Origin of the sequence: Aromatoleum sp. (assembly GCF_035254505.1) — a bacterium.
Lineage (GTDB): Bacteria > Pseudomonadota > Gammaproteobacteria > Burkholderiales > Rhodocyclaceae > Aromatoleum.
The window spans coordinates 29,940-56,566 of sequence record NZ_DATFAO010000054.1; the positions used below are offsets into that span (position 1 = coordinate 29,940).

Consider the following 26,627-nt stretch of genomic DNA (forward strand, 5'->3'; position numbering starts at 1 on the left):
CAAAGTGGCCATGTTTTTTGGCCGTAGCCGAAATCGTTGGCCGCGGTTTTCGATCACCCGGCCAAAGGCGCGGTGCGTTACTCGCTGAAGCCGGAATTCATCGATGCCATGGGCAAATTCCCATTCTTCGCCTTCCGCAAGCAGGGCATGGAGCCCTCGCAGATTCCTGCCGAGGTGCGTGACGAGATCCTCAAGTGGGTCTATGAGCAAGCGGCCGACTTCATTTTCAAGGTTGAAGATAAACCGGACTTCAAGTTCACACCCGTGAAAGGCTCCTTCAACAAAACCAAGTGCAGCGCCTGTGGCGAGTACGTGTTCGAGCGCTATGTGCGGACCAAGGATGGTCAGCCCGTTTGCATTCCCTGCTCCGGTTATTGAGCGCATTATGGTGGGGCTGGCCAATCACAAGAGGAGACTGAAATGGAACTGGTCAAACAGATTCTGGCGTCCTTCGAGGGAACGCTGCCCAATGACAGCAAGACGGCTGCCGCCATCGCCCGAGGGGCATCCGCAGAGGAAATTTCCGCCTGTGCCACTGAGGAAGGGTTGCACGCTTTGGCGGCTGCCTTGTTTGAAGCCTGTGAGGAAGGGGCGGAAGACGGCCACCTCGACAGTTCGGCACGGGTTACCGGGGCAATCGCCGAGCGTCTTAAGGAATTCCGTCAAGGGCTGCCACCGGCCTGTGAAACCGCACGGCTGATCGATGCCGGTGCCGGTCTGGAGGAAATCTCCGAGGCGGCCGAGAAGGAAGGGCTGAACGCCCTGGCGAGCATGCTCTTCGAGGCCGAGCAGGAGCAGGGCAAGGACGCAGGCTGAAGCGCGATAACGCTGGCATGCAGGGAGATTACCTGTGGAAACCGGTCGAACAGGGCAATGTCCTGGCCCAGGGAAGAACCATCACGCTGCCCGAACTGGCCAAACCAAACGTCGTCCGCATGCTCCTTATGCTGATGAACTGCTGGCAAAATACCGTATCGGGACTTTAGCGAAAGCACCCTGACCATGAATGCCTGCGGATCATCGGCTTGCTACCAGGAACTGGTGCCGGATTGCCCAGCACCTGACGGCCCGCCCTTGGGCGTGATCGAGGAGGTGCAGGGTCCTGTCGTCGATGTGCGCTGTTCCCGCCTGCCGCCGCTGCATCGGGCGATTTATGTTTGTGTCAACGGAGAGCGCTTCACCTTCGAGGTGCATCGCCACCTCGATGAGCAGCGCGTGCGGGCCATTGCGTTGCATCGGACCAGTGGTCTGAAGCGGCAAATGCCAGTTTTCGATGGCGGCGGTGGCTTGCAGATTCCGGTCACCCCGAAATGCCTCGGGCGCCTGCTGGACATTTTCGGTCGGCCGCTGGATGGCGGCCCGCCGCTTGTTCCCGAAGCCATGCGCCCGATTGTGGCTCCCCCCGTGCCTTTGTCGGAAGTGGCCGGTGCCGGCGACGTGCTGCTTACCGGGATCAAGGTCATCGATCTGCTGTGCCCCTTTGTGCGCGGCGGTAAAACCGGCCTGTTCGGCGGGGCTGGGGTGGGCAAGACTGTGCTCATCATGGAGTTCATGAACGCCATCGTCCGCCTGCACCAGGGTGTTTCGGTCTTTGCCGGCGTTGGCGAGCGAATCCGGGAAGGGCATGAACTCTGGCACGACATGCAGGATGCCGGCGTGATGCCGCGGACGCTGATGGTGTTCGGGCAGATGGACGAATCGCCGGGCGTCCGTTTCCGCATCGGTCTGTCGGCCTTGACCTATGCCGAGTATTTGCGGGATACGGTCGCAAAGGAGGTGTTGTTCCTGATGGACAACGCCTTCCGCTTCGTCCAGGCGGGCAGCGAATTGTCCGGCCTGCTCGGGCGGATGCCGGCCACCGTGGGCTATCAGCCGACCCTGCTTTCCGAAGTGGCCGAGTTGCAGGAACGCATTCTGTCGACCCGGCGCGGCAGTATCACCGCCGTCGAGGCCGTCTATGTGCCGGCCGACGACATGACCGACCCGGCGGTCGGCGCCATTCTCGCCCACCTCGATACGACGGTGATTCTGTCCCGCAAGCAGGCGGCCAAGGGCATCTATCCGGCGGTCGATCCGCTCCTGTCGGGCAGTCGGGCGATGGATCGCGGCGTCTTGGGCGACCGTCATTACCGGGTAGCCCAGCTGGTGCGGGAACACCTGGCGCGCTACCGCGACCTCGAGGACATCATCGCCATGCTCGGCCTGGAAGCGCTCTCGGAAGCCGACCGGCGCATCGTGCACCGGGCCCGGCGGCTGGAGCGCTACCTGACCCAGCCTTTCTTCGTGGTGGCCGATCACACCGGGATTGCCGGCGCTTCCGTTCCCCTGGAGACCACGCTGACGGACTGCGAGGCGCTGCTGCGCGGTGACTACGATGGCTTGCCCGAGGATGCCTGCTACATGCAGGGCAGTTTGGCCGATAAGGGCGGTACGTCATGAGCCGGACCTTCACCCTTCATCTGCAGAGCGCAGCGCGTTACGAATGCATCACGGGGGTGAGCAGTTTTGTCGGCCAGGATGCCAGCGGCAGTTTTGGCATTCTGCCTGGACGGGCCCGATTCATGACCGTGCTCGACTACGGCCTCGCCCGTTTCCGCCTGCCGGAAGGGACGTGGCAGTACCTGGCTTGCCCGGGCGCAGTGGTTTCGTACGTCGACGACCAGCTTTACCTGAACACCCGCCGTTATCTGCGCGATGAAAATTACCAGCGGGTGTCCGAGTTGTTGACCGGGCAATTGGCTGCGGAGGAGGCGGAACTCAAATCGGTGAAGGACAATCTGCAGCGTCTCGAACAGGAGTTGTTCCGGCGCCTGCATCAACTCGATCGGTGGCCAGGATGAACGACGAGAAATGGCGTCGTGAAGTACATCGGGATAGCGAGCGGCTCAAGGGGGCTGAGCGCGAACGGCGTTCCCTGCTGGCCCAGAGCGTCTTTCTCGGCACCTTGTCGGTGCTCTTCCTGGTGCCCCTGATCGGCGGCGCCTATCTGGGGCGCTGGCTGGATGGCTTGAGCGCAGGCTATTCGGTGCGCTGGACGATCAACCTGATCATCCTCGGCTTGGCGGTCGGCGTCTTCAATGTTTATGTCTTCATCCGGAAGAACTGGTGATGGAAGCGCTCAGCGTCATTTTCAGCATCGGACCGTTCGGCATTACCCGGACGGTGGTCACGACCTGGGGCATCATGCTGGTGCTCGGCGTGGGCTGCTGGTTGGCGACGCGTCGGCTGTCCGTCGACCTACCGGGGATGATCCAGACCGCGCTGGAGGGTGTCGTCCAGGCCATCGAATCGGCCATTGCAACGGTGTTGCCAGAAGCTTCAACGCTGTTGCTGCCTTTCGTGGGTACGCTCTGGCTCTTCGTCGCCGTCGCCAACCTCATCGGTCTGGTGCCCGGGCTGCATGCCCCGACCGGCGATCTGTCGACGACGGCGGCGCTGGCCGTGGCGGTCTTTCTGTCCGTGCATTGGTACGGCATCCGCAGCGCCGGACTGCGCGCCTACCTGCGCCATTACCTGGCCCCCAGCCCGGTGCTGCTGCCCTTCCATATCCTCGGCGAGTTCTCGCGCACGCTGGCGCTGGCCGTTCGCCTGTTCGGCAACATCATGAGCCTGGAGATGGCGGCGCTCCTCGTCCTGCTCGTCGCCGGGCTGCTCGTCCCGGTGCCAGTCCTCATGCTGCACGTTATCGAGGCGCTGGTGCAGGCCTATATCTTCGGCATGCTGGCACTGATCTACATCGCCGGCGGCATGCAATCCCAAGCCGACCAAACATCCACCCATACCACCAAGAAAGGAAACACGGCATGAGCGACATGCACTGGTTTGCTCTGATTTCAACCGTTGTCGCCGGGCTGGCGATTGCCCTGGGCATCATTTTCCCGGCCATGGCCATGGGGAAAGCCATTACCCAGGCACTGGAAGCGCTGGCCCGGCAGCCGGAAGCGGAAAAATCGATTACCCGGACCCTGTTCATCGGCCTGGCGATGATCGAGTCGCTGGCCATCTATGTTCTGGTGATCGTCCTCATCATCCTGTTCCGCAATCCGCTGCTTGAATACCTGCTCAAGTAGGGGCGGTCATGAACATCGACTGGACAACGTTTGCGCTTGAAATCATCAATTTCCTGGCGCTGGTCTGGATACTCAAGCGTTTTCTTTACAAGCCGGTGCTGGAAACGCTGGCCCAGCGTCGCGCCGGCATCGAGAAGACGCTGAGCGAGGCGTGTGCAGCCGAAGTGAGGGCGCAGGGGCTGCAGGCGCAGTACGAGGGCCGCTTAGCCGACTGGGGCAAGGAAAGAGCCAAAGCCAGAAGCGAGCTGGAAACCGAAATGGCGCTGGAGCGCTCGCGGCAAATGCAGTCCTTGGCGAAAGATCTGGCCGAGGAGCGGGCGCGAAATGCTGCAGTCGACGCCCATCGGCGGCAAGAAATGCAGCGTGAAATGGAAAGCGTTGCTCTGGCTCAGGCACAGCAATTCGTCTCGACCTTGCTCGGCCGCCTGGCAACCCCCGTGCTGGAGTCGCGCATGGTCGATCTGTTGCTGGAGGATTGGGCAAAACTTCCCGATCAACAGCTTTCCGGCCTGCGGGCTGCCGTCGAAGACCCGGCACTATCGGCCAGGGTCAGCAGCGCCTTTCCACTGGATGCGGCGCAGCGCGACCGGATTGTCGAGGCCCTGAGTCAGCGCCTGGGGCGGGCGGTGGCCGTGGCCTTTGACGAAACACCGGGTCTGCTGGCGGGCCTGCGCATTTCCCTGGGGGCTTGGCAACTGCATCTGAATTTCACCGATGAACTGGCGAGCTTTGCAGCGGGCGCCAATCATGTCGATGGATAAGCTGGCGACTTCGCCGTTGCTGCGGCAGGCCAACTGGCTTGAGGCTTATGACTTGAAACTGCGGGTGGCGGAGCAGGGACGGGTCATTTCGGTCGGCGATGGCATCGCCTGGATTGACGGCTTGCCCTCGGCAGCGATGGATGAAGTCCTGCGCTTCGAGGATGGCAGCCGCGGCCTGGTCTTCCACCTGGGGGCCGAACGGATTGGCGCGATCCTGCTTAATCAGGGCAGTGGCGAGCGGGAACTGACTGCCGGCGCGGCGGCCTTTTTGACCGGTCGAACGCTGGATATCGGGGTCGGCGATACCTATCTCGGCCGCGTGGTCGACCCGATGGGCAGTCCGCTCGATGGCGGTGCGCCGATAGCGGCGACCTCGCGGCGACCGCTGGAACCGGCTTCGCCACCCATCCCGGCCCGGGATTTTGTCGATCGCCCGCTGGTTTCCGGCAGCAAGATGGTCGATACGATGATCCCCATCGGCAAGGGGCAGCGCCAGTTGATCATTGGCGACGCGGGAACAGGCAAAAGCGCCCTGGCCCTCGATACGGTGATTGCCCAACGGGGGCGAAACGTCCTCTGCGTCTATGTGCTGATCAGCCAGAAGCGCTCAAGCGTCGTGGCCACCATCGAAACCTTACGCCGAACCGGAGCGCTGGACTACACCTGCGTGGTGGTCGCCGAAGCGACGGCCATGCCGGGTCTCAAATACATTGCCCCCTTCGCCGGCTGCGCCCTGGCGGAGGGTTGGATGGCTGCCGGGCGCGATGTACTGGTGGTCTATGACGACCTGACGACGCACGCCAAGGCCTACCGCGAGCTGTCCTTGCTGTTGCGCCGCCCGCCTGGGCGTGAAGCCTATCCCGGTGATATTTTCTATCTGCATTCGCGCCTGCTTGAGCGTTCAACCTGTCTGGCCAGTGCCAGCGGCGGCGGCAGCATGACGGCATTGCCACTCGTCGAAACCGAGCAGGGGGAAATTTCCGCCTACATCCCGACCAATTTGATTTCGATTACCGATGGACAGATCTATCTCGACCCGCGCTTGTTCGCGGCCGGAATTCTGCCGGCGATCGACATTACCCGTTCCGTCTCGCGTATCGGCGGAAAGGCCCAGCATCCGGCGATCAAGGTCGAAGCCGGGCGGATGAAACTCGACTACCTGCAGTTTCAGGAACTGGAAATCTTTACGCGTTTCGGTTCGCGACTGGAGGCCAGTGTCGAAGCCAAGATCCGGCGCGGCCGCTTGCTGCGCGAACTGCTGAAACAGGAACGACTGGCACCGCTGACGCCCGAACAGCACATGGCCTGGCTGGTGGCCTACAACGAGGGTTGGCTCGATGGCCTGGCCAGCGATCAACTGACGTCAACGCTGGCCCAACTTTTCGCCGACCTGCAACCTTTGTCCCTGAGCCTTGAACGCAGCCGGGAGGACTGGCGGCAGGCGGTGCGTGCCGCGCTCGACGGTGGTAGCCATGAGCCGGCGGCGTGAATTGTCGAGACGCCTGGGCGCGCTCGCGGAAATTTCCGGCATCATGTCCGCCATGCGGGGTCTGGCGCTGATGGAGACGCATGTCCTGCAAGAGTTTCTGCCGACGCAACGAAGAATGGTGTCCCGCATCGAAGCGGCCGCGGCTGACTTCCTCGCCTGGCATCCGGAACTACTGTCGGCGGCCAAACCCAATTCGGAAATTTGCATCCTTGTCGGCTCGGAACAGGGCTTTTGCGGCGATTTCAACGAGGCCCTGCTGCGCTACCGGGAAGCGCATTGCCGCGACAAAGTGGTCCCCGGACACTTTCTGACCCTCGGCCATCGCCTGGCCAGCCGACTCGATGGCGACACCTCGCTCGCGCTGTTGCAACTGCCCGGCGCCAGTGTTGCGGACGAGGTGCCGACGGTGCTGCTGCGCCTGACCCGGGAACTGAATCGCCTGCTCGCCACCGGTGAGATGGCCGGTTGCGGCTTGTCCGTCCTCTACCATTGCGATGCCACCGGCGACATCCGCCTGCGTCATTTGCTGCCCCTGCGCGACCTGCCAGCCCCCGTTGCGCGCCCGTATCCGCCGGAAATCAACTTGCCGGCCGAAGATCTACTGACCGCTCTGACCGGCCATTACCTCTACGCCGCGTTGAACGAAGTGCTCTACAGTTCCCTGATGGCCGAGAGCCGCCAGCGGCATGCCCACATGGATCGGGCGCTGAAAAAACTGGATGAGGAGAGCGAGCAACTTCAGCAGGCCTACAACGCCCAACGCCAGGAAGACATCACCGAGGAAATCGAGGTCATCCTGCTATCGGCAGGGATGCTGGAGGACGAGTGCTGAGGTTAATAGCCGTCGTTCCTCCCCCTGTAGTACGCAGGATTGGCGGGAGCCTGAGCGCGCGCTGAAGGCCTACGCCTGCAGCAGTTTGCGGAAGGGGAAGGGGGGTAGGGCCGGGCAGGGGAGGCCCAGGCCCTTACGCGATCTGCTGGGGCGCGCGGCGTCCGCTCGCGGTAGCGATGAGCGTGGCGGCGAGGAGGATGACCAGTCCGCCGAATAGTTGTTGTGCCTGCCAGCGTTCCCCGAGGAAGACCGCGCCGAGCGTGACGGTGACGAGCGGCTCGACCGTAGACAGAACCGACGCCCGGGTGGGCCCGATCTGGCGCAATCCGGCGAGGAAGGCGCCGATGGCGAACGCCGAACCAAAGATTCCGATGCCAATTGCTGCGAGCCAGCCGCGGGAGGTATCCGGCCAGTCGAAACCGGTGACGGCGGCGATGCTGCCGTGCACCAGTGCGCCGGAGGCGAGCACCACGAACGCACCGGCGAGCGGCGAGGTCTGCGCCGGCAGGCGACTGCCGGTGACGATATACAGCGCATAGACGACACCCCCCAACAGGCCAAGGGCGATCCCGATCGGTTGGCCGCTGTGGTCGCCGGCCAGGGTAAGGGTGAGTCCGACGGCGGCCAGGAGCAGGGCGCCGATCTCGATGCGGCCGAGGCGATCGAAGCCGGCGATGGCCGAGATGACTGCGACGCAAATCGGGTTGGTGTACAGCAGCAGGGACACCAGACCGCTGCTCGCGTGTTGAAGTGCCGCGAAATAGGCAGCGGCCGCCGCCGCGTACAGGCCACCCCCGATCAGGCTGTAACCGGCAAGGGCGCGGCCTCGCGGAAGCGGAATGCGGTTAATGAAGACCCACGCCCCCAGAATTGCGGCACCGAGGGCGAAGCGCAGGAAAATCAGCGTGGTGGTGCTGACACCGTCCGCGTGGGCGAGATGGGCAAACAGTGCAATGCTGCCGAAGCCGGCGGCAGAGCTGATGACCAGAAAAAAACCGGAGAGCGGCATGATCGAATCCTGACTGATTACGTTGCATAGCCTATGCGAGTTGCCTTTACTGCCGCAAACCGATAGTTTTGCGCTTGAGGCGCAAAATTATTGAGGCTCACGATGAAGCTCCCTCCGCTCGCCTGTCTGCGCGCATTCGAGGCTGCGGTGCGCACCGGCGGTTTCGCCCGCGCGGCCGACGAACTTGCGCTGACTCCCAACGCAGTGGCCCATCAGGTGAAGCAGCTCGAAGAATGGCTGGACATGCGGCTCTTCGAACGTCACGCCCGCGGCGTGGTGCCCACGCCGGCAGGCTCCGCCTATGCCGCAGCGGTGGCCGACACGTTCGAGCAACTATCCGCTGCGACCCGGCAATTGCTGGTCCGCCGCGATGATCGCGTGGTGACCGTGACGGCCATGCCCTCGCTGGTGACTCGCTGGCTCATGCCGCGCCTGCCACGCCTGGCGATCCGCCATCCGGATATAGAGGTGCGTGTGCTGGCCTCCGTGAAACACGTGGATCTGTTTCACGGCGAGGCGGATGTGGCGATTCGCCTGGGACGGGGGCCGTATCCCGGACTGGCATCCGAAGAGCTGCTGATCGAGAATTTTGTCGCCGTCGCCAGCCCCCGCTTTCTTGAGGCTCACCCGAATCTCGCCACGCCGGCCGACCTCTTCCGCCTACCCCTGCTCCATGACGAGATGATCGACGCGCTCCCCGACGAGGTGGACTGGCCCAAGTGGTTCGAGGCGGTGGGCGTCAAGCCGCCGCGCCGCCTCGCGGGACACCTCTTCTCGCATACCTATCTCACGCTGGAAGCGGCCATCGCCGGGCAGGGTGTGGCACTCGCGGGCGAACACATATTGGGCGACGCGATCACGAGCGGACGCCTGCGGGTGTTGTTTGACGGGCTGTCGGTGAAGGGGCCTTACCAGTATCACTTGGTGCGCCTGCCCGGCGCCGAAGTGCGGCCGGCGGTGGCGGCAGTGTGCGACTGGGTGCGGGAAGAGGCCCGGGTCGCGTAAGAGACCCGCCAAGCATCGAGGTCAGGCGCAGCGGTCGTCATAGGCCGATTTCGCCAAGTTCAACGCCACTAACGGCAAGCATCTCCTCGAACCTACGCGCCCGATAGGTTCGTCCCGGTTTTTGTATCGGCTCTGCGCGCTTCCAATCTGGCCACGTGCAAGTGCTGGCCTTCTTTCGTGCGCCGCAACAAATCACCAAATGTCAAACCGGTGTCTCCGCCCGTCAATTTCGACAAGGCCGGAGCGCTTAAGGTGCCTCCATGGACGCACTCGCCGCGTTGCGGCCGTTGCCCCTTCCACCCGAGATGGGGGGCGCTTACGCCTAAATCTCGGGGATAAAGTTCGCATACCGGGCCGGAGTCGAGGCAAGCAAAAAGTTAATCACGTCCTAATCGAGGTGACGAAATGGTTTCAGAAAGCGCGACAAACAAGATCGAGATGTGGCTGGCCAGAAGTGGAATGTTCTGCATCGTTGGTTACGTGATCGGCTGGGGAATTCTCGGCATGTGTATCCAGCCATTCATGATCAGTCCCGCAGCGACTGCCCAGCAGCACTTCGATTTTTACCAGGAACACAGCACCCGCATCATGATCGGAATGACGATCGCCAGCTTCGATGCCGGCATCTTCATGTTGTTTGTTTCCCAGATAGCCACGCAAATGAGGCGGCGGGAAAAGAATAGCCAAATCCTGTCAACGGTTCAGCTCGTCGGCGGTCTCCTGACAGGCTGGGTCGGGATGATGGCCGCCATGATGTGGTGCGCCCTGGCTGAGTTTTCCACTCAATTGGATCCTGCCATGGTGAAGTTCTTTCACGTTATGACCTGGTATGTGTTCGATGGCACTTACTGGGTCACCATCGCCCAATTCGGCGCCATTGGCCTGATGGGGATCTATGACCAAGGCAAAGATCCGCTAATCCCGAAATCCACGGGCCTGATTGGTGTCGTGCTTGCAGTCGGCTACGCCACCCTGTCGCTCATTCCGTTCGACCATACCTTCATCTTCTCGTATGACGGTCTTTGGAATATGTATTTCGTCTGGATCACGTTCTTCTTCTATCTCATGTGGGTTAGCCGGTTGTGTGTCATCGACCTCAAACGTAGCCAGGTGGCCGTCGAGCGTAATCAGGTCGGCGCCCAAGCGCTGGCTCACTAAGCAAGCCTTCAACGGGAGAACGTGAATGATTAACCTGAAGACCGAACTGACGCTTCCGGCCGTGGGCTTGACCGGCTTCGAAGCGCCACTCAACGAGACCGAGCTGGCAATCCAGGAAACATTGCACCGGTTTGCCAAGGATGTGCTGCGGCCCGCAGGCCAGGAACTCGACAAGATGAGCGCGGAGGAGGTGATTGCCCCGGGTTCTCCCTACTACGAGGTTCTGGCCAAGGCCGCGCAACTCGGACTCGACTCCAGCCTGCTGGAGCAGATGCCGCCGGAAACGGCCATCCGGGTCGAGTCGATCATCGGCGAGGAAATGGGCTGGGGCGACGCCGGCCTCGGTGTCTCGCTCGCCTGCGTCACCTTTCCGCTGGAAATGGCCAAGGCCGCCGGCAATTCCGAATTGGTCGACCTCTGCCGCGACAAGATCGGCTGCTGGATGATCACCCAGCCCGACCGGGGCAGCGATGCCCAGATTTTCGACATGGCGCGCGAATGGCCGGTCAAGGGCGGCCAGGGAAACAAGGGCAATGTCTTCGGGGTTGTCGGTAAGGACGAAATTGTCATCAATGGCCAATGTTCGGCCTGGGTGACCAACGGCGTTGTCGCCCAGGTGGCGCTCGCCTACATCAACGCCGATTATGGCGACGGGTTCTTCGACGCCAACGGCCGCCCGCACGGGCTGGTGGTGATCATCCCGCTCGATCTGCCCGGCGTCTCGAAGGGCAAGCCGCTGGACAAGATCGGGCAGCGCGCGCTGCCGCAGGGCGAAATCTATTTCGACAACGTCCGCGTTCCCAAGCGTTTCGCGATTGCGCTCAAGGACGAGTACTACGGCAATTTGGCTTCGGTGTGGGCCTTTGCGGGTTGCCACATGGGTCAGATCATGACCGGGTTGGCGCGCGCGGCCTTCGAGATGGCGCTGCAATATTGTCACGAGCGCAAGCAGGGTGGCCAATTGCTGATCGATCACCAGCTCACTCGCTGGCGGCTGGGCGACATGCTGCGTCGGGTCGAACTCTGCCGCGCCGTCGCTCGCCGTTCGCTCACTTATGCCCGGCTCTCGCCGGCCGGACATCCGTACGCGACGGCGTCGGGCAAGGTCACGGTCACCGAGGAAGCGATGAAGGTTGCGACCGAGGCGTTCCAGCTCTTCGGCGCGTTTGGCACCTCGCGCGAATACCCGATCGAAAAGCTGTTCCGCGACGCGCGGTCCGCGCTGATCGAAGACGGCGAGAACTATGTCCTGACCATGCGCCTGGGCCTGCTCGCGCAGCAGCTCTATGCCGATGGCTGGTCGAACAACTGAAGAACTCCGAAGGATTCGAAATGGCTAAATATCCCGTCGTCGTCTATGGCGCCAGTGGCTACACCGGCATGCTGATCATGGACTGGCTGATCGACCAGAACATCCCCTTCACGGCCGTCGCGCGCAACGCCAAACGGACCCAGGAGATGATGGCCCAGCGCGTCGTGCGCCTGGAGTCGGCGACCTACGAGATCGTCGAGGCGACCCATGACGTCGAATCGCTGGCGCGGGCGTTCAAAGGCGCAAAAGTCGTCTGCAATACGGTGGGCCCCTTCGTCAACTTTGGTTTGACGGGCATCGAGGCCGCGCTCCGGGCGGGCTGCCATTACCTCGACACCACGGGTGAACAGAGTTATATCCGCGCGGCCCGCGAGCGCTTCGGTGAGCTATTCCGCCAAGCAGGCCTGCTGCTCGCGCCATCCACGTCCTACATGTACACGTTCTCCGAGATCGCCGCCGAACTGGCTTTGGAGACACCGGGGGTCGATGCCCTGGAGACCGCCACGCTTTGTCGCGGACCGCGCGGCGCCGGGTCAGGGGTCACGGTGGGTTCGACGGCCTCGATCTTCGAGATCTTCCGTCATGAGGCCTGCTACCTCTGGGAGAAGAAGCTGGTGCCGCATGCGGCCAACGCCTCATACACCGTCGCCACGCCGGAGCTCCTGCAACCCGTGTTCACGATTCCCTGGGGCGGCACGTCGCTGCCAATCTTCTTCCAGAACGATTCGCGCGTGAACAGCTGCATCTCCAGTGTCGGTTTCTACGACAACGAGGTGATGAAGTTCGTGCATGCGGTGGGCCAGAAGTGGGAGAGCGAATACAAGAATCTGTCGAAGGAGGAGCAAGACCAGGTGGTCAAGGGGCTCGTCGACTCGACGACGCCCTCCATGCCGCCGCGCGAGCGCACGACTCTGACACGCACGGTCGATACGGCCATCGGGCGCGGCCAGCTCGCGGCAGTGCGCGCAACGGTACGCGGTGTCACGCCCTACATCTCGACCGGCGCCCTGCAGACGGCCGCCGTGATGAAGCTCCTCGACGGCGAGACCGCGAAAGTCGGATTCGCCTCGGCGTGCAAGGCCTTCGGTCACCGCTATCTCCTGGGTTTCCTGGAGCAGCGCGGGCTGGCCAGCGCCAGCGTCGTTGCGCTTTGAGGGGCGGACCATGGCGATCATCGATTTCTTCGACCGCGGCTGGCGCCTTAACCCCAACGGTGCGGCCTACATCCAGGGAAGCCGCAGCTACAGCTTCAACGAGGTCGGGCGGCTGAGCTGCCGCATCGCGCGTGCGCTGCAGGCAGCCGGTTACGGGCGCGGCAGCAAGGGCGCGGTCTGGGCCGGCAATGACACTACCGCCTGGACCTGTGCGCTCGGGTTGTGGCGGGCCAATATGGCGTGGATCCCGGTGGGCGCGCGCAACGCCGCCGACGAGAATCGCCACGTCCTCGACAGCTTCGACTGCGACGTGTTGTTCTTCCAGAAGGAGTTCGAGGCAACGATCGCCGCCCTGCGGCCGCAGTTGCCAAAGATCAAACTCTTCGTCTGCATCGACGGCGAGGCTGAGGCTGCCATCTCGCTGCCCGCCTGGGTTGAGGGCCACGCCGATACCGATCCGGGCATCGCCGTTGATCTCGACGACGTGGTCGCGATCTCGCCCACCGGCGGCACCACCGGTCTGCCCAAGGGGGTGATGAACACCCACCGCAGCATTCAGACTTTCGTCGCCCACTTCATGATCGGCTGCAGCTATGGGGCGCAGGATCGCCCGGTCAACCTGGCGGCAGCGCCGATGACCCACACCGCGGGGCTGCTGTCGCTGCCCTGCACGGCACGCGGCGGCGCGGTCGTCATCCTCCCCAAGCCCGATCCGGCGCTGCTGCTGGAGGCCATCCCCGCACATCGGGTGACGGAATTCTTCTTGCCGCCGACGGTGATCTACCGCCTCCTCGACATCCCCGACGTGAACAAGGTCGACTTCTCGTCGCTCAAGTATTTCCTCTACGGCGCGGCGCCGATGTCGCTGGACAAGCTCAAGCGCGCGATCGAGGTCTTCGGCCCGGTGATGATGGAAAGCTACGGCCAGACCGAAGCCCCGGGAGCCATTGCCTGCCTGCGCCCCGACGAGCATTTCAACGCCGACGGCGCGCTGGCCAGCGACGAGCAGCTGTCGTCGGTGGGACGCCCCCATCCGCTGATCCGACTCGAAATCCTCGACGACGACAACCGCGTGCTGCCCCAGGGCGAAACGGGCGAGATCTGCATCCGCGGCGATCTGGTGATGAAGGGCTATTACAAGGACCCGGTCAAGACCGCGGAAACGATCGTCGACGGCTGGCTGCACACCGGCGACGTCGGCCACCTCGACGCCGGCGGCCGCCTCCACATCACCGACCGCAAGAAGGACATGATCATCAGCGGCGGCTTCAACGTCTACCCCAGCGAAGTGGAGCAGGTGATCTGGGCCCACCCCGCGGTACGCGACTGCGCCGTCATCGGCATCCCCGACGAGAAGTGGGGCGAGTCGGTGAAGGCGGTGGTCGAGTTGAACGCCGACCAGAGCGTGAGCGGCGAGGAACTGATCGCGCTGTGCAAGCAGAAGCTGGGCTCGGTCAAGGCGCCCAAGACGGTCGATTTCGCCACCCTGCCGCGTAGCGCGGTTGGCAAGGTATTGAAGAAGGACTTGCGTGCCGAGTACTGGCGCGCCGCCGAGCGGAAGATCTAAGACCATGACAAAACTCTATATTGCCGGCATCGCCATGACGGTCTTCGGTCGCCACCTCGAGCGCAGCCTGCACGACCTCGCCGGCGAGGCGTTGCAGGGCGCGCTCAAGGACGCCGGCTGCACTGCCTCCGACATCGGCGCCGCCTATTACTCAGGCATGACGAACGGCCCGCTGCAGGGCCAGATCTCGGTGCCGGGCCAGGTGATCTTCAGCAAGATCGGGATCGAGCGCATCCCGGTGTTCAACGTAGAGAACGCCTGTGCCTCGGGCAGCAGCGCCTTTCACCTCGCGCTGCAGAGCCTGAAGGCGGGCGCCACCGACGTGGCACTGGCGATCGGCGCCGAGAAGATGAACATCCCCGACAAGGCCCGCGCGATGGCGCTGTTCGAGGGCGGCTGGGACGTCTCGCGCGTCGAAGAAAACTACGCCACCCTGATCAAGATGGGCGAAGGCATCACGCCGCCGCCTGGGTCGGAATCGGACCGCCCCTACAGCCGTTTCATGTCCATCTACGCGGCGATGTGCCGCTGGCACATGCGGACCTACGGCACCACGCAACGGCAGATCGCCGCCGTGTGCGCGAAGAACCACGGCCACTCGGTGCATAACCCCTACTCGCAGTTCCGCAAGACCTTCACGATCGACGAGGTGCTGGCGGCGCCGCCGATCACCTATCCGATCACACTGCCGATGTGCGCGCCGCTGTCCGACGGGGCCGCCGCCGCCATCGTCTGCACCGAGGAGGGGCTGAAGCGGATCGGCGCCGACCGCCGCCGGGCGGTCGAGGTCGCGGCCAGCGTGATCCGCAGTTTCAGCCACCGCGGCATCGACGAGCCGGAAAAGGCGGTCGGCCGTCTGGCGGCGCTGCAGGCCTACGAGATCGCCGGCATCGGGCCGGGCGACATCGACGTCGCCGAAGTCCATGATGCCTCGGCGATGGGCGAAATCATCCAGGCCGAAAACCTCGGCTTCGTCGACGCGGGCGAAGGCGGCCCGGCGGCGGAGCGCGGTGACTTCACCGTCGGCGGTCGCATTCCGATCAACACCTCGGGCGGTCTTGAATCCAAAGGCCATCCACTGGGCGCCACCGGTATGGGGCAGCTCTACGAACTGGTGACGCAATTGCGCGGCGAGGCCGGCGCGCGCCAGGTCGAGGGCGCCCGTCATGCCATGCAGGAGAACGGCGGCGGCTTGCAGGGCGTCGAGGAAGCCGCGGTAGCGATCCATATCCTGCGGCACTGAGCGCGTCATGGCAGAGCTATATCTCGTCAGGCATGGTCAGGCAAGTTTCGGAGCCGATAACTATGACCAGCTCTCATCGTTGGGACAACAGCAGGGGCAGCTGGTCGGGGAATACTTTGCTGAGCGCAATATCGTTTTCGACCATGTATTGCTCGGGACGATGAATCGTCACAGGCAGACGGTGGAGGCCATATTCAATGGCTCCGCTGAAGTTGCGAGCCTTAAGGAACATCCAGGACTTAACGAATACGACTTTGTCGCGCTGTTCGAGGGTCTCGGTGATGAGCACCATGAATTGAAGGTGCTGGCAAAAGAGAGCAAGAAGGATTTCTACAAGGCCCTGAGGCAAGTATTGCTGTTGTGGATGGAAGATCGCATCGAAGGCCCCGAGACATGGTGGGAATTCCAGCAGCGTGTTGCCGATGCCAAGACCTACATCCAGGGATTAAAAGGAAGGATCTTGGCCGTGAGTTCGGGGGGAGTCATGGCTGCCATAGCACAGCAGACACTTGGCGCTCCCAGGGAAAAAGTCATATCGCTCAACCTGCAAATCAACAACTGTAGCTTCTGCAGATACTTCTTCAACGCCGATTCGTTTCATCTCGCAACTTTCAACAGCATTCCGTATTTCGACAAAGCGGATCGTCAAAATTTCATCACCTATGGGTAGGCATGATTGTGAACAGCGAAATTCACCAACTTGATGTCGACGGGCTGTGCAAATACCTGGAAACCCATGTTGATGGCTTTTCCGGGCCATTGAGCGCGGAGAAATTTGCGGGCGGTCAGTCGAATCCCACATTCTTGCTGCGCGCAAAAAGCGGCAACTATGTCCTCCGCCGGCAGCCGCCGGGCCAGCTCCTGAAATCGGCACATGCGGTGGATCGTGAATATCGCGTCATCACGGCATTGTCTCCGACGCAAGTACCCGTTGCGCATGCTCATCATCTCTGCACCGACACGAGCGTGATCGGCAGCATGTTCTACATCATGGATTACCTTGATGGCCGCATCTTCTGGGATCCGGCGCTGCCCGAACTCGATATCGATCAGCGCAAACCCGCTTACGATGCATTGATAGCGACGCTAGCAGCACTACACGACGTCGATGTCGATCAGGCCGGCTTGAGTGATTATGGCCGAGCGGGGAATTATTTCGAGCGGCAGATCGGCACATGGACGAAGCAATATCGTGCTTCTGAAACCGAGCGGCTGGAATGTATGGAAGCCTTGATTGACTGGCTGCCAAGACATTGCCCGGCCGAAGACGGTAGGCCGGCGCTGGTTCATGGCGACTTCCGCTTCGACAACCTCATCTTCCATCCCAAAGAGCTGCGCGTCTTGGCTGTTCTGGACTGGGAGCTTTCGACGCTGGGTAATCCTCTGGCGGATCTCGCATATTTCTGCATGTGCCTGCGATTGCCCGCGGACGCCTACGTCACCGGGCTGGGCAGCAAGAATCGTGGCGCTCTTGGAGTGCCCGAAGAAGCTGAAATAGTCCAGCGCTACTGTGAGTTGCGCGGTATCCCAAAAATAGAGAACTGGAATTTTTATATTGCATTCAGTTTCTTCCGCCTTGCTGCTATCGCCCAAGGGGTAAAGAAACGTGCCATCGACGGCAATGCCTCCAGCCAGCACGCGCAAAAAGTCGGAGAGATGGTTGTACCGCTCACCGAAATGGGCTTTGCCGCAGCGAACGAGAAAGATATGGAAAGGAGTATCGCATGACGACCAAACTATTCGATCTTGAAGGCAAGGTCGCCTTGGTGTCGGGGGCAAGTCGCGGCATCGGCGAAGAGATCGCCAAGCTGCTGGCGGAGCAGGGCGCGCATGTGATCGTTTCCAGCCGAAAAGCTGAAGACTGCCAAAGAGTCGCCGACGCCATCCGTGAAGCAGGTGGACGCGCGAGTGTGCTCGCCTGCAATGTCGGCAAGATGGAAGACATCGCTGCTGCTTTCGAACAGATCGAAAAACTTCACGGCCGCCTGGACATTCTGATCAACAACGCCGCCGCCAATCCTTATTACGGGCATGTGCTGGATACGGATCTTGCCGCTTTTACCAAGACCGTCGACGTCAACATTCGCGGTTACTTCTTCATGTCGGTCGAGGCAGGCAAGATGATGAAGAAGCAGGGCAAGGGAGCGATCGTCAATGTCGCTTCGGTGAATGCGTTGCGGCCCGGGGAGAATCAAGGCATCTATTCGATCACCAAGGCTGCGATCGTCAATATGACCAAAGCCTTCGCCAGGGAATGCGGCTCGTTGGGAATCCGCGTCAATGCCTTGTTGCCCGGGCTGACCAAGACAAAATTTTCGACAGCGCTATTCAATGACGAAAAGCTCTACAGCGAATGGGTCTCCAACATTCCCTTGCGGCGTCACGCTGAACCGCGCGAGATGGCTGGCGCTGTGCTTTACCTCGTCTCCGACGCTGCCAGCTATACCAACGGCGACTGCATCGTCGTCGACGGCGGCATGACTCTTTAAAAGATGGATCGATAGAAAGGAAATATCATGGATTTTGCCTACTCGTCCAAAGTCGAAGAGCTTCGTGACCGTGTGCGCGGCTTTATGGACACCTATATTGTGCCGCGCCAGCGCCAATGGCGTGATGAAGTGCATGGTGGCCATTTTCCGGTGTCCTTCATGGCTGATCTGAAGGCGCTGGCGAAGTCGGAAGGCTTGTGGAACCTGTTCCTGCCCAGCCTGCACGCTGACGAACCGGGCACCGGACTGACCAACCTGGAATATGCGCCGCTGGCCGAGATCATGGGACGTGTGAGTTGGGCGTCCGAAGTCTTCAACTGCAATGCCCCGGACACCGGCAACATGGAACTTCTGCACATGTTCGGCACCCCGGAGCAGCAGAAAACCTGGCTGCGTCCGCTGCTCGAGGGCGAAATTCGTTCGGCTTTCGCAATGACAGAGCCTGACGTGGCGTCCTCGGACGCCACGAACATCACCACGTCGATCCGGCGGGAAGGCGACGAATACGTCATCAACGGTCGCAAATGGTTCATCACGAACGCCGCGCATCCGCACTGCCGTATTTTCATCGTCATGGGCAAGACCGACCCGGACGCCGAGCGGCACAAGCAACAGAGCATGATCCTGGTGCCTCGGGACACCGCGGGTCTGGAGGTTGTACGCAATATCAATATCGTGAATCACCATTCGCCGGAAGGGCACTGCGAGGTCGTCTTCCGCAATGTGCGCGTGCCGGTATCCAATCTGCTCGGTGAGGAAGGCAGTGGCTTCGCCTTGGCCCAGGCGCGTCTCGGTCCCGGACGTATTCACCACTGCATGCGATCGATCGGTGCCGCCGAGCTTGCTCTGGAAATGATGATCGACCGAAGCCTGGAGCGACGCACGTTCGGAAAGTATCTGCATCAGCATGGTTCGATCGGCGAGTGGATCGCGCGATCGAGGATCGAGATCGATCAGGCGCGCTTGCTGGTGTTGAAAACCGCATGGATGATTGATCAGTTTGGCGCCAAGCATGCGCACAAGGAGATCTCCATGATCAAAGCTCTGGTACCTGGGGTTTATACCGCGGTGTGCGATCGTGCAATGCAGGTATTCGGGGCCATGGGTATCAGTCCCGATACGCCGCTGGCGGACATGTGGACCTGGGGCCGCGCTTTGCGCTTCGCTGACGGCCCGGATGAAGTCCATCTCCAAAATATCGCCCGTATGGAAATCAAGAATGGGCAGGAAAAGCTGGGCGTTAGTGCATCCTATTTGATGGCCCCGGAGCGCTGCTGACACAGTACGATGACGGACCCGGCTGACGACGCGCCAACAGCGATTCGTCGACGGGTACGTCAGGCATTCGCGAGGCTAGCTCTTCGCGAGACTGGGGGGGTTACGCGAATGCGCGCACCGGGACCTGATCGCAGCGCTGATACGAGTCACTATTATCCAATGACTGCCATCGCTACCGCCTTACCCGCCGAAGTCCCCGTCGGCAAGCGCCTCCCCGGCTATCTGCCCGTCTGGGCCTTCATCCTGGCCGAAATGCTGCTCTTCGCCGTGCTCTTCGCTTCCTACGCGTTCGCCCGGGTGAACAACGTGGAGATGTTCAATCTTTACCAGCAGACCCTGGACCGCAATGCCGGCGCGATCAACACGCTGCTCCTGGTGACCGGGTCCTGGTTCGTCGTCCTGGGCGTCCAGGCGTCCCGCCGGGACGACAGCCGGGCCGCCAGCCGTCATATCGGCCTGGGCTTCCTGTGCGGCGCCGGCTTCCTGGCCATCAAGGTGTTCGAATACGCCGCCAAGTTCGGGACAGGGATCACCTTCTCCACCAACACCTTCTACAGGTTCTACTTTGGCCTGACCTTCTTCCACTTCATGCACGTCATCCTGGGCATGGTGGTCCTCGCCATCCTGTGGCTTAAGACCCGCCAAGGTGCCTACGGCAGCCACGATGCGCACGGCCTGGAGAGCGGGGCCGCCTACTGGCACATGGTGGATCTGTTGTGGATCGTGCTGTTTCCCTTGGTTTATGTGATGCGATGAGTGCCTTTTTCCTGAATCCCTCCAACCGGGCCTGGCTCGTTCTCGTCGTCGCCACCGGCGCCACCTGGTGGCTCGGTGATGTGGGCGCCGCCGGTATCGGCGCCATTCTCGCCATGCTGGCTATCGCCTTCATCAAGGGGCGGCTGGTCATTCTGGAGTTCATGGAATTGCGGGGCGCGCCCCTGATGTGGCGCCTTCTTCTCGAAGGCTGGCTCATCCTGGTGGGCGGCCTCATTCTTCTCGCCTACGGGCTCAGCCTGAAATGACGGAATACAGTCCCCGCCAACAGCGGTGAGGCTCCACACGGACGACGGGCAAAAATGTGCCGTCGCGGCCGAAATAGCCGCTGCGAAAGACATCTAAAGACGAATTGCCGCATCGACGCGATACGGCTAAAGGGCAGACGCGGAATCGAGGCGCCGACGGCGCCTCAAATCCCGAGCGTCGAGCGGTACACCAAGCTCCACACGGCGACCCATTCCGCGCACGCCAGTGCGACGAGGAGGAGCCGGATCACGGTCGTTTCCATGGCTGTAGCGCCTCCCCGTCGCGGATTCGTGCCGTTCAGGACGCCATGCGGGCGTATTTCTCCTGCAGTTGATCCCGGCTTTCCTTGAAGGCGGGATCAGGGAAGATACAGTCCGACAGACAGACCGAGACGCACTGCGACTTGTCGTAATGCCCGACGCACTCGGTGCATTTCGTGGGGTCGATCACGAAAATGTCTTCTCCCGGAGAAATCGCCTCGTTGGGGCAGTCCATTTCGCACACGCCGCAATTGATACAGTCCGCATTGATGATGAGTGCCATGTCTTCCTCCTTTTTATGGATAGCGCGAGCACCGGTTTTGGTGATGCCTTGCCCGATGCCCTTGGGCGGTATTTAGCGCTTGGGGAGGTCGAGTGCCTTTGACCGTTCAAGTCATCGACTTGACGATATGGGACAGTCCGAGGGGCGGCCGTGAGGGCGGCCGCGTCGGCGAGGAGAGGGCGTGGAGGCCCCGGAGGGCTTACTGCAGGAAGGGATTCTTTTCGCTGAGCTGATGCTGGCGCCAAGCCGACGCAGTACAGCCGAAGCGGCCCGCGAACCAGCGCGAAAAGGCGGAGGGTTCCGAGAAGCCGAGCAGCTCCGCGAGGTCCTTCAGCGGGCGTTGCGAGTTGCTCAGGTACTTGACCGCCAAGTCGCGCCGCGCGGCGTCCAGGATGTCCGAGAAGGTCTGCCCGTTCTTCTGCAGATGGCGGTGCAGGGTGCGGCGGTCGAGACCGAGGTGCTGGGCCACGACCTCGACGGAGCATCGCCCCGTCGGCAGCAGCAACCAGATCAGTTGCCGCACATTTTCCGCCGTCGAATGGACGGGTTCGGTGTTCATCACGTCCAGTAATTTCCGCACGTAGCGGGCGGTTTCGGCGTCGTAGCTGGGCAGGGGGTCGTCCAGGATCGCCGCCCGGCAGATGAAGCCGTCGATATTGCTGTTGAACTGCAGGCGCGCGTCGAACACGCGCTGGTGGACGCGCAAATCGGCGGGGGCCGAGTGCCGGAAGCACACCGCGGCGGGCCGCCATTCGTTGCCGAGCAGCACCCGCAAGGTCCGATACAGGATGCCGAGCGACATCTCCGTCGCCTGGCGTGTCGGCTCCGACTGATCGGGCATCAGTTCTTCGCGGATCACCAGCACGCCGTCATTCTCTTCGAACATCAGCATCAGCTCTTCCGCCTGCAGGTGGGCATAGCTGCGGATCGCTTCGAGGGCCTGGCGCATCGTCGGCTGGCTCTTGATCACGAGCGCGAGCGGGCCGAGGTTCGACAACTGGCGGCCTTCCGCCATGCGCAGGCCGAAGTTCTCCACGCCCGCCGCCTGAGCGGAATTCTCGAGCAGTTGGAACAGCGCGGAGACCGGAATCTTGGTGTCCGGATTCGTCAGGCAGGCCGGGTTGATGTTGACGCGGCGCAACTGGTCGAACGGCGAAATGTTCAGCGACTGAGCGAGTTCGACGTAGTTGGTCAGGCAAGCGCTGCGGTGGAGCTTTTTCATCGCCATATCAAACTCTCACCCGCTAGATTGTTTGATATCCACTCTAACAGCCTGTGACCAAATGTCAAGTTCGTGTCTTTGCAGGTCAAGCCCGCGATTGGGGATGCGCTTAATGTGGCATCGCAGATCAAATCAAAAGTTCCAAACGGAGGAGCCTGCAATGAGCGAGAGCAGTTTCAAGATCGTGGATGTAATCGATCCGCGAAAAATACCCGAATTGCAGCCGGTGACCACCGTCGGCATCGATATCGGTTCCCGGCAATCCAAGGCGGTGATGCTCACCGCCGAGCATGTTCATACCGTCATTACCGCCAGCGGCGTGCATCCGCATGAAACGGCGGCGCGCCTGGTCAATAAATTGCTGAAGCTGGCCGCGCTGCCGCGCAGCGATATCTCGATGATTGCCGGCACCGGTTATGGCCGGATCGCACTGCAATTCAGCGATATCCCGGCCGAGGTGATCACCGAGATCACCTGTCACGCGATGGGCGCGCATTACCTCAATGCCGATACCCGCACCATCATCGACATCGGCGGCCAGGATTGCAAGGCCATCAAGCTCGATACCAGCAACGGCCGCGTCACCGAGTTCGCAATGAACGACAAGTGCGCAGCCGGCTCCGGCCGCTTCCTGGAGAAGACTGCCGAGATGCTGGGCTACTCACTGGAAGAGTTGGGCAGCCGCGCCATGGCGTCCACCAAGCAGCTGCAGATGAGCAGCCAGTGCGTGGTGTTCGCCGAGTCGGAAATCGTGTCGCTGAAGGCCACCGGCGAAAAAGGCGAGGACATCGCCGCCGGCGTGCATTTCGCGATCGCCCGCCGCGTCTGCAACCTGGTGAACCGCATCGGCCTCGATCCTGAGCTCGCCTTCTCCGGCGGCGTCTCCAACAATGTCGGCGTCAAGCACGCGCTGGAGAGCCTGCTCGGGCGGAGCTTCGTCACACCGCGGCTGAACGCCGTCTTCGCCGGTTGCCTCGGGGCGGCCGTCATCGCCCAGCAGAAGATCTGCGGCATCGCCGACGTCGATTCGGCGCCGCAGGAGATGGAGGTGGAGGCATGAACATGAGACACGAGAACATTCCCTCAGAGCGCAGCCTGCCCTTCGCCGAGGTCATCGACCCGAAACTGGTCCATGAGCTGACCGGGGTCACCTCGCTCGGCATCGACATCGGCTCGCGCAACTCCAAGGCCGTGCTGCTCCACGACGGGCGGCTCTACACCGCGCTGCTGCCCACCGGCCTCAACATGCAGGAGACCGCCGCCGAACTGCTCGAGGAGCTGTACGACAACGCCAACATCACGATGGAAGACATCGACTTCATCGTCGGCACCGGCTACGGCCGCGTGTCCCTGAAGTTCGAGACCGTGCCCAGCGAGATCCTCACCGAGATCTCCTGTCACGCGATGGGCGCGCACTACCTGAACGCCGGCACCCGCACCATCATCGACATCGGCGGCCAGGACGCCAAGGCGATCCAGGTCGATCCGCAGACTGGCAAGGTCGTGAAGTTCCGCATGAACGACAAGTGTGCGGCCGGCACCGGGCGCTTCCTGGAGAAGGCCGCCAACCTGCTCGACCTCACGATGTACGACGTCGGCCCCGAGGCCCTGAAGGCCACCAAGGATCTGGAAGTCAGCGCCCAGTGTGTGGTCTTCGCCGAATCCGAAGTGATCTCCCACCGCGCCAAGGGCGAGACGGCGGGCGACATTGCCGCCGGCGTGCATATGGCCTCTGCCAAGCGCGTCGTCGGCTTGCTGCGCGCCATCCCGCTGGAATCGGACATCGTCTTTACCGGCGGCGTGTCCAACAACGCGGGCATGAAGCACGCGCTGGAAAGGCTGCTGGGCCAGAAGATCGTGCAGCCCAAGCTCGACATGGTCTTTGCAGGCTGCCTGGGCGCCGCGATGTACGCACAGCGCCTGGCGGTGGAGAAACGCAGGATCAAGTCCACGATGGTGGCCGAGCGTTGCGACCTGTCGGACGTGTCGCGCCGCATCGAGGACGCCGAAGTGTCGCTGATCGAGCGCAAGGACGTGAAGAAGGTGGGCTACCTCTGCACCTACACCCCGCCCGAGTTGCTTACCGCCGCTGGTGTCGCCTTCGGCCGCATCGACAAGTGCGGCACGCCGTCGGTCGTCGCCGAGGGCGAGGTGATCGTCAAGAGCGTGTTCTGCGACATGAGCAAGAGCGTGCTCGGCCACTTCCGCACGAAGGACCCGTTCCATGACGCGCTCGATCAGGTGGTGACCTTCTACACCTGCGACACGATGCGTGCGACATCCAACGCGATTAACCACTACTTCAAGCCGTCCTACGGGTACGTGGTGCCGCGCACGGCCGACAAGCCCAGCGCCCGCGACTTCTTCCGCGGCGAGATGATCGCCTTCAAGAAGGATCTCGAGAAGCTCACCGGCAAGCCGGTGGACGACGACAACCTTCGTGCGTCGATCAAGCTGCACAAGAAGCTGCGCCAGACCATCCACAAGATCTCCGATCTGCGTAAGCGCAACCGTCCGCCGCTTTCGGGCAGCGACTTCCTGGAGATCACGCGCGCCTACCGCTCGATCCCCGCCGAAGAGCAGCAGCCGATCCTCGACGAGCTCTACGAGCGCCTGGCGGCGGTGCCCGACGACGACACGCCGCGTCTGCGCGTGATGATCTGCGGCGGCATCATGGCCGACGGCGACCGTCGCCTGATGGACCTTCTGGAGAAGGACATCGGCGTCAACGTGGTGGTGGAAGATCACTGCACCGGCCTGTCGCCCTTCTACTACGACACCCAGGAAACCGACGACCCGTATCGCGACCTCGCCAACGCCTACCTCGATCAGGCTCCGTGTGCGCGCCAGTCGCCGCTCAGCCGGCGGATCGACTTCGCCGGCAATCTGGCCAAGGAATACAAGGTCGATGCGGTCATCTATTACACGCTGAAGTTCTGCCCGTCCTTCTCCCAGACCAAGGGCCTCTTCATGCGGCGCTTCCACGAGCTCGGACTGCCCGCCCTGGAGCTGGATACCGACTACTCCCAAGGTGACACCGGCCAGATCAAGACCCGCCTCGAAGCCTTCATCGAAGTGCTCAAGGAATCGCAAGGAGAGAAAGAACTATGCACGCAGTAATGGAAACGGCCGCAGCTGCCAACGCCCCTGCCGCCATCACCGGCGAACCGCGCAACCAGGTCGAGTACATCCAGCAGAGCCGCGAGGCCCATCACTACTCGCCCGGCATCCAGAAGCTCTACGATCTTGCGCTCTCCTACTTCCCCGACGCGGAGAAGGGCAACCAGGAGGGCACGCCGGCGGTGTGGTCCACCGGCCTGATGGAGGCGCCGCTGCTGTATGCCTGCGACACCATCCCGATGGCGGTCTATGACCTCGGCCGCCTGGGTTCGGCGGTGGAAGCGGCGGAGCTGTCGGAAAACATCTTCGACATGCCGAAGGAAACCTGCTCGATGGTTTCCGCCCTGATCGGCGAGTGGTACATGCGCCGCAACAACTCGGTGAAGAAGGTCGTTGCGCTGTCCACGGTCTGCGAGCCCCTCAACATGGGCTACGAGATGATCAAGGAGTTCGGCTTCGACATCCATCGCGTCGAGCAGGTGATCCGTCCGGTGCATGGCGGCGACGAGCGGCTGGAGCAGATGATCAAGTTCCTCGCGAGCGAGTTGGAGGACGTCGCCTTCTTCCTCACCGGCAAGCCGGTGGACGAGGAGAAGATGCGCGCCGAGATCAAGCGGCTCAACCGCCTGATGGCCAAGTTCCGCGAGATCCTAAAGCTGCGCCTGAAGAATCCGCTCTACATCAAGAGCCTGCCGACGCTGTTCCTGCTGATGGGCTCGGCCCACTACTTCGGCAAGCCGGCGGAGTACGAGGCGCTGCTCGACCAGCTGATCGAAGAGCTGAAGACCGCGGACTTCGTGCCCTCGCCGATGGGCAAGATCATCCCACTGACCTGGGTCGGCGCGCGCGGCCTGGAGTTCGGGGTGTACAAGGCGGTGGATGATCTGGGCGGCGCGCTGCTGTCGTGGTTCACGCCGAACCCCTACGACCGCGTGTGGGACGAGGACATTCCGCCGCTGGAGTCGATGGCGCGCTTCATCCTCGATTACTTCGTCACCGGTTCACCCGTCAATCAGATCAAGTACATCGAAAACATGATCGAGGAGTCGGGCTCCAAGGGGATGCTGTTCTACACCTACATCGGCTGCCCCTACGGCGGGATGCACGTCGAGCTCTTCCGCGACCACTTCCACAAGAAGGGCGTGCCGAGTTCGGGCCTGGAAGGCAGTTGGCAGGTTGGCGCGCCGTCCGGCCAGCTCATCACCCGCGTACGCGCCTTCATCGAAATGTTGTCCTGACGGACAGCGATTCCGCAACGGTTTGCCGGACGCGATTCCGTTTCGCGTCCGGCTGCGATAGTCTTTTGTAATCCTGTCCGGCGAACCTTTGCGCTAAATGACGACTGAAACCGC

At 62.1% G+C, this 26,627-nt stretch carries 28 protein-coding genes; 25 read left to right on the top strand and 3 right to left on the bottom strand.

The genetic code is table 11. From position 1 onward, the window contains the following. The first annotated feature begins 36 nt into the window (after window positions 1-36). The 10 genes from VJ673_RS10900 (at window position 37) to VJ673_RS10945 (ending at window position 7,152) form a co-directional block, all read left to right on the top strand. Entirely contained in the window at window positions 37-378 is a 342-nt protein-coding gene (locus VJ673_RS10900) for a TraR/DksA C4-type zinc finger protein (protein WP_324126124.1), read from the top strand. Between the two features lie 42 nt (window positions 379-420). Beyond that, entirely contained in the window at window positions 421-816 is a 396-nt protein-coding gene (locus VJ673_RS10905; protein ID WP_324126125.1) for a hypothetical protein, read from the top strand. Between the two features lie 186 nt (window positions 817-1,002). Beyond that, the gene (atpD, locus tag VJ673_RS10910; protein WP_324126126.1) at window positions 1,003-2,439 is read left to right on the top strand and encodes a F0F1 ATP synthase subunit beta; all 1,437 of its coding nucleotides are present in this window, start codon (window positions 1,003-1,005) and stop codon (window positions 2,437-2,439) included. After that, window positions 2,436-2,840 carry a F0F1 ATP synthase subunit delta/epsilon gene (locus tag VJ673_RS10915; protein ID WP_324126127.1) on the top strand — a complete coding sequence of 135 codons (405 nt, stop codon included), beginning with the start codon at window positions 2,436-2,438 and terminating at the stop codon, window positions 2,838-2,840. The genes atpD and VJ673_RS10915 overlap by 4 nt, the downstream gene beginning before the upstream one ends. After that, a complete protein-coding gene (locus VJ673_RS10920) occupies window positions 2,837-3,109 on the top strand; it encodes an AtpZ/AtpI family protein (protein ID WP_324126128.1) in 273 nt (90 codons plus the stop codon). Before VJ673_RS10915 ends, VJ673_RS10920 begins: the two co-directional genes overlap by 4 nt. After that, window positions 3,109-3,807: a F0F1 ATP synthase subunit A gene (locus tag VJ673_RS10925; protein WP_324126129.1), complete on the top strand. Its 699-nt coding sequence runs from the start codon at window positions 3,109-3,111 to the stop codon at window positions 3,805-3,807. Before VJ673_RS10920 ends, VJ673_RS10925 begins: the two co-directional genes overlap by 1 nt. Next, complete coding sequence (gene atpE / locus VJ673_RS10930; RefSeq protein ID WP_324126130.1) at window positions 3,804-4,070, top strand: ATP synthase F0 subunit C; 267 nt, start codon at window positions 3,804-3,806, stop codon at window positions 4,068-4,070. Before VJ673_RS10925 ends, atpE begins: the two co-directional genes overlap by 4 nt. Window positions 4,071-4,078: 8 nt before the next feature. Beyond that, window positions 4,079-4,831 (top strand): F0F1 ATP synthase subunit delta, encoded by a 753-nt coding sequence (locus tag VJ673_RS10935; RefSeq protein WP_324126131.1) that lies wholly within the window; start codon window positions 4,079-4,081, stop codon window positions 4,829-4,831. Further along, the gene (locus VJ673_RS10940) at window positions 4,818-6,320 is read left to right on the top strand and encodes a F0F1 ATP synthase subunit alpha (RefSeq protein WP_324126132.1); all 1,503 of its coding nucleotides are present in this window, start codon (window positions 4,818-4,820) and stop codon (window positions 6,318-6,320) included. The genes VJ673_RS10935 and VJ673_RS10940 overlap by 14 nt, the downstream gene beginning before the upstream one ends. Further along, window positions 6,304-7,152, top strand: a complete 849-nt coding sequence (locus VJ673_RS10945) for a F0F1 ATP synthase subunit gamma (RefSeq protein WP_324126133.1) — start codon at window positions 6,304-6,306, stop codon at window positions 7,150-7,152. Before VJ673_RS10940 ends, VJ673_RS10945 begins: the two co-directional genes overlap by 17 nt. A gap of 133 nt (window positions 7,153-7,285) precedes the next feature. Here the strand turns inward: VJ673_RS10945 and VJ673_RS10950 are convergent, their stop codons facing one another. After that, the gene (locus VJ673_RS10950; RefSeq protein ID WP_324126134.1) at window positions 7,286-8,161 is read right to left on the bottom strand and encodes a DMT family transporter; all 876 of its coding nucleotides are present in this window, start codon (window positions 8,159-8,161) and stop codon (window positions 7,286-7,288) included. 102 nt (window positions 8,162-8,263) lie between these two features. Here VJ673_RS10950 and gcvA point away from each other — a divergent pair, with 102 nt between their 5' ends. The 12 genes from gcvA (at window position 8,264) to VJ673_RS11010 (ending at window position 20,389) form a co-directional block, all read left to right on the top strand. Then, complete coding sequence (gene gcvA / locus VJ673_RS10955) at window positions 8,264-9,166, top strand: transcriptional regulator GcvA (protein ID WP_324126135.1); 903 nt, start codon at window positions 8,264-8,266, stop codon at window positions 9,164-9,166. A gap of 405 nt (window positions 9,167-9,571) precedes the next feature. Next, on the top strand, window positions 9,572-10,324 hold the full coding sequence (locus VJ673_RS10960) for a hypothetical protein (protein ID WP_324126136.1): 753 nt from the start codon (window positions 9,572-9,574) through the stop codon (window positions 10,322-10,324). Between the two features lie 25 nt (window positions 10,325-10,349). Continuing rightward, window positions 10,350-11,636, top strand: a complete 1,287-nt coding sequence (locus tag VJ673_RS10965; protein WP_324126137.1) for an acyl-CoA dehydrogenase family protein — start codon at window positions 10,350-10,352, stop codon at window positions 11,634-11,636. Window positions 11,637-11,656: 20 nt separating this feature from the next. Beyond that, window positions 11,657-12,790, top strand: coding sequence for a saccharopine dehydrogenase family protein (locus tag VJ673_RS10970; protein WP_324126138.1), 1,134 nt, complete (start codon window positions 11,657-11,659; stop codon window positions 12,788-12,790). A 10-nt stretch (window positions 12,791-12,800) separates the two neighbouring features. Continuing rightward, window positions 12,801-14,357: a class I adenylate-forming enzyme family protein gene (locus VJ673_RS10975; RefSeq protein ID WP_324126139.1), complete on the top strand. Its 1,557-nt coding sequence runs from the start codon at window positions 12,801-12,803 to the stop codon at window positions 14,355-14,357. Window positions 14,358-14,361: 4 nt separating this feature from the next. Next, window positions 14,362-15,600, top strand: a complete 1,239-nt coding sequence (locus tag VJ673_RS10980; RefSeq protein ID WP_324126140.1) for a thiolase family protein — start codon at window positions 14,362-14,364, stop codon at window positions 15,598-15,600. Between the two features lie 7 nt (window positions 15,601-15,607). Further along, window positions 15,608-16,270, top strand: a complete 663-nt coding sequence (locus VJ673_RS10985; protein WP_324126141.1) for a histidine phosphatase family protein — start codon at window positions 15,608-15,610, stop codon at window positions 16,268-16,270. 2 nt (window positions 16,271-16,272) lie between these two features. Continuing rightward, entirely contained in the window at window positions 16,273-17,328 is a 1,056-nt protein-coding gene (locus tag VJ673_RS10990; protein WP_324126142.1) for a phosphotransferase, read from the top strand. Then, window positions 17,325-18,089, top strand: coding sequence for an SDR family oxidoreductase (locus VJ673_RS10995; RefSeq protein WP_324126143.1), 765 nt, complete (start codon window positions 17,325-17,327; stop codon window positions 18,087-18,089). The genes VJ673_RS10990 and VJ673_RS10995 overlap by 4 nt, the downstream gene beginning before the upstream one ends. Window positions 18,090-18,116: 27 nt before the next feature. Further along, window positions 18,117-19,367, top strand: a complete 1,251-nt coding sequence (locus VJ673_RS11000; RefSeq protein WP_324126144.1) for an acyl-CoA dehydrogenase family protein — start codon at window positions 18,117-18,119, stop codon at window positions 19,365-19,367. Window positions 19,368-19,526: 159 nt separating this feature from the next. Next, complete coding sequence (locus VJ673_RS11005) at window positions 19,527-20,123, top strand: cytochrome c oxidase subunit 3 family protein (protein ID WP_324126145.1); 597 nt, start codon at window positions 19,527-19,529, stop codon at window positions 20,121-20,123. Continuing rightward, complete coding sequence (locus tag VJ673_RS11010; RefSeq protein ID WP_324126146.1) at window positions 20,120-20,389, top strand: cytochrome C oxidase subunit IV family protein; 270 nt, start codon at window positions 20,120-20,122, stop codon at window positions 20,387-20,389. Before VJ673_RS11005 ends, VJ673_RS11010 begins: the two co-directional genes overlap by 4 nt. Window positions 20,390-20,687: 298 nt before the next feature. On the opposite strand, the gene VJ673_RS11015 is transcribed toward VJ673_RS11010, so the two are convergent. Together VJ673_RS11015 and VJ673_RS11020 are read right to left on the bottom strand one after the other, a co-directional pair. Next, the gene (locus tag VJ673_RS11015) at window positions 20,688-20,933 is read right to left on the bottom strand and encodes a YfhL family 4Fe-4S dicluster ferredoxin (protein WP_324126147.1); all 246 of its coding nucleotides are present in this window, start codon (window positions 20,931-20,933) and stop codon (window positions 20,688-20,690) included. Window positions 20,934-21,132: 199 nt separating this feature from the next. Next, window positions 21,133-22,155: an AraC family transcriptional regulator gene (locus VJ673_RS11020; RefSeq protein WP_324126148.1), complete on the bottom strand. Its 1,023-nt coding sequence runs from the start codon at window positions 22,153-22,155 to the stop codon at window positions 21,133-21,135. Between the two features lie 112 nt (window positions 22,156-22,267). Between VJ673_RS11020 and VJ673_RS11025 the strand changes: the two genes are divergently transcribed. From VJ673_RS11025 to VJ673_RS11035, 3 genes are read left to right on the top strand one after another with little or no spacing between them, the layout of a single operon-like run. Beyond that, window positions 22,268-23,215 carry an acyl-CoA dehydratase activase gene (locus tag VJ673_RS11025; RefSeq protein ID WP_324126149.1) on the top strand — a complete coding sequence of 316 codons (948 nt, stop codon included), beginning with the start codon at window positions 22,268-22,270 and terminating at the stop codon, window positions 23,213-23,215. Continuing rightward, window positions 23,212-25,275, top strand: coding sequence for a 2-hydroxyacyl-CoA dehydratase (locus tag VJ673_RS11030; protein WP_324126150.1), 2,064 nt, complete (start codon window positions 23,212-23,214; stop codon window positions 25,273-25,275). The genes VJ673_RS11025 and VJ673_RS11030 overlap by 4 nt, the downstream gene beginning before the upstream one ends. Further along, window positions 25,263-26,513, top strand: a complete 1,251-nt coding sequence (locus VJ673_RS11035) for a 2-hydroxyacyl-CoA dehydratase family protein (RefSeq protein WP_324126151.1) — start codon at window positions 25,263-25,265, stop codon at window positions 26,511-26,513. Before VJ673_RS11030 ends, VJ673_RS11035 begins: the two co-directional genes overlap by 13 nt. The last annotated feature ends 114 nt before the right edge of the window (window positions 26,514-26,627 follow it).

What these genes read in the sequence shown, in the direction of transcription:
- VJ673_RS10905 (WP_324126125.1), top strand. Translation starts at nt 421, where the DNA reads ATGGAACTGGTCAAACAGATTCTGGCGTCCTTCGAGGGAACGCTGCCC.
- atpD (WP_324126126.1), top strand. Translation starts at nt 1,003, where the DNA reads ATGAATGCCTGCGGATCATCGGCTTGCTACCAGGAACTGGTGCCGGAT.
- VJ673_RS10915 (WP_324126127.1), top strand. Translation starts at nt 2,436, where the DNA reads ATGAGCCGGACCTTCACCCTTCATCTGCAGAGCGCAGCGCGTTACGAA.
- VJ673_RS10920 (WP_324126128.1), top strand. Translation starts at nt 2,837, where the DNA reads ATGAACGACGAGAAATGGCGTCGTGAAGTACATCGGGATAGCGAGCGG.
- VJ673_RS10925 (WP_324126129.1), top strand. Translation starts at nt 3,109, where the DNA reads ATGGAAGCGCTCAGCGTCATTTTCAGCATCGGACCGTTCGGCATTACC.
- atpE (WP_324126130.1), top strand. Translation starts at nt 3,804, where the DNA reads ATGAGCGACATGCACTGGTTTGCTCTGATTTCAACCGTTGTCGCCGGG.
- VJ673_RS10935 (WP_324126131.1), top strand. Translation starts at nt 4,079, where the DNA reads ATGAACATCGACTGGACAACGTTTGCGCTTGAAATCATCAATTTCCTG.
- VJ673_RS10940 (WP_324126132.1), top strand. Translation starts at nt 4,818, where the DNA reads ATGTCGATGGATAAGCTGGCGACTTCGCCGTTGCTGCGGCAGGCCAAC.
- VJ673_RS10945 (WP_324126133.1), top strand. Translation starts at nt 6,304, where the DNA reads ATGAGCCGGCGGCGTGAATTGTCGAGACGCCTGGGCGCGCTCGCGGAA.
- VJ673_RS10950 (WP_324126134.1), bottom strand. Translation starts at nt 8,161, where the DNA reads ATGCCGCTCTCCGGTTTTTTTCTGGTCATCAGCTCTGCCGCCGGCTTC.
- gcvA (WP_324126135.1), top strand. Translation starts at nt 8,264, where the DNA reads ATGAAGCTCCCTCCGCTCGCCTGTCTGCGCGCATTCGAGGCTGCGGTG.
- VJ673_RS10960 (WP_324126136.1), top strand. Translation starts at nt 9,572, where the DNA reads ATGGTTTCAGAAAGCGCGACAAACAAGATCGAGATGTGGCTGGCCAGA.
- VJ673_RS10965 (WP_324126137.1), top strand. Translation starts at nt 10,350, where the DNA reads ATGATTAACCTGAAGACCGAACTGACGCTTCCGGCCGTGGGCTTGACC.
- VJ673_RS10970 (WP_324126138.1), top strand. Translation starts at nt 11,657, where the DNA reads ATGGCTAAATATCCCGTCGTCGTCTATGGCGCCAGTGGCTACACCGGC.
- VJ673_RS10975 (WP_324126139.1), top strand. Translation starts at nt 12,801, where the DNA reads ATGGCGATCATCGATTTCTTCGACCGCGGCTGGCGCCTTAACCCCAAC.
- VJ673_RS10980 (WP_324126140.1), top strand. Translation starts at nt 14,362, where the DNA reads ATGACAAAACTCTATATTGCCGGCATCGCCATGACGGTCTTCGGTCGC.
- VJ673_RS10985 (WP_324126141.1), top strand. Translation starts at nt 15,608, where the DNA reads ATGGCAGAGCTATATCTCGTCAGGCATGGTCAGGCAAGTTTCGGAGCC.
- VJ673_RS10990 (WP_324126142.1), top strand. Translation starts at nt 16,273, where the DNA reads ATGATTGTGAACAGCGAAATTCACCAACTTGATGTCGACGGGCTGTGC.
- VJ673_RS10995 (WP_324126143.1), top strand. Translation starts at nt 17,325, where the DNA reads ATGACGACCAAACTATTCGATCTTGAAGGCAAGGTCGCCTTGGTGTCG.
- VJ673_RS11000 (WP_324126144.1), top strand. Translation starts at nt 18,117, where the DNA reads ATGGATTTTGCCTACTCGTCCAAAGTCGAAGAGCTTCGTGACCGTGTG.
- VJ673_RS11005 (WP_324126145.1), top strand. Translation starts at nt 19,527, where the DNA reads ATGACTGCCATCGCTACCGCCTTACCCGCCGAAGTCCCCGTCGGCAAG.
- VJ673_RS11010 (WP_324126146.1), top strand. Translation starts at nt 20,120, where the DNA reads ATGAGTGCCTTTTTCCTGAATCCCTCCAACCGGGCCTGGCTCGTTCTC.
- VJ673_RS11015 (WP_324126147.1), bottom strand. Translation starts at nt 20,933, where the DNA reads ATGGCACTCATCATCAATGCGGACTGTATCAATTGCGGCGTGTGCGAA.
- VJ673_RS11020 (WP_324126148.1), bottom strand. Translation starts at nt 22,155, where the DNA reads ATGAAAAAGCTCCACCGCAGCGCTTGCCTGACCAACTACGTCGAACTC.
- VJ673_RS11025 (WP_324126149.1), top strand. Translation starts at nt 22,268, where the DNA reads ATGTGGCATCGCAGATCAAATCAAAAGTTCCAAACGGAGGAGCCTGCA.
- VJ673_RS11030 (WP_324126150.1), top strand. Translation starts at nt 23,212, where the DNA reads ATGAACATGAGACACGAGAACATTCCCTCAGAGCGCAGCCTGCCCTTC.
- VJ673_RS11035 (WP_324126151.1), top strand. Translation starts at nt 25,263, where the DNA reads ATGCACGCAGTAATGGAAACGGCCGCAGCTGCCAACGCCCCTGCCGCC.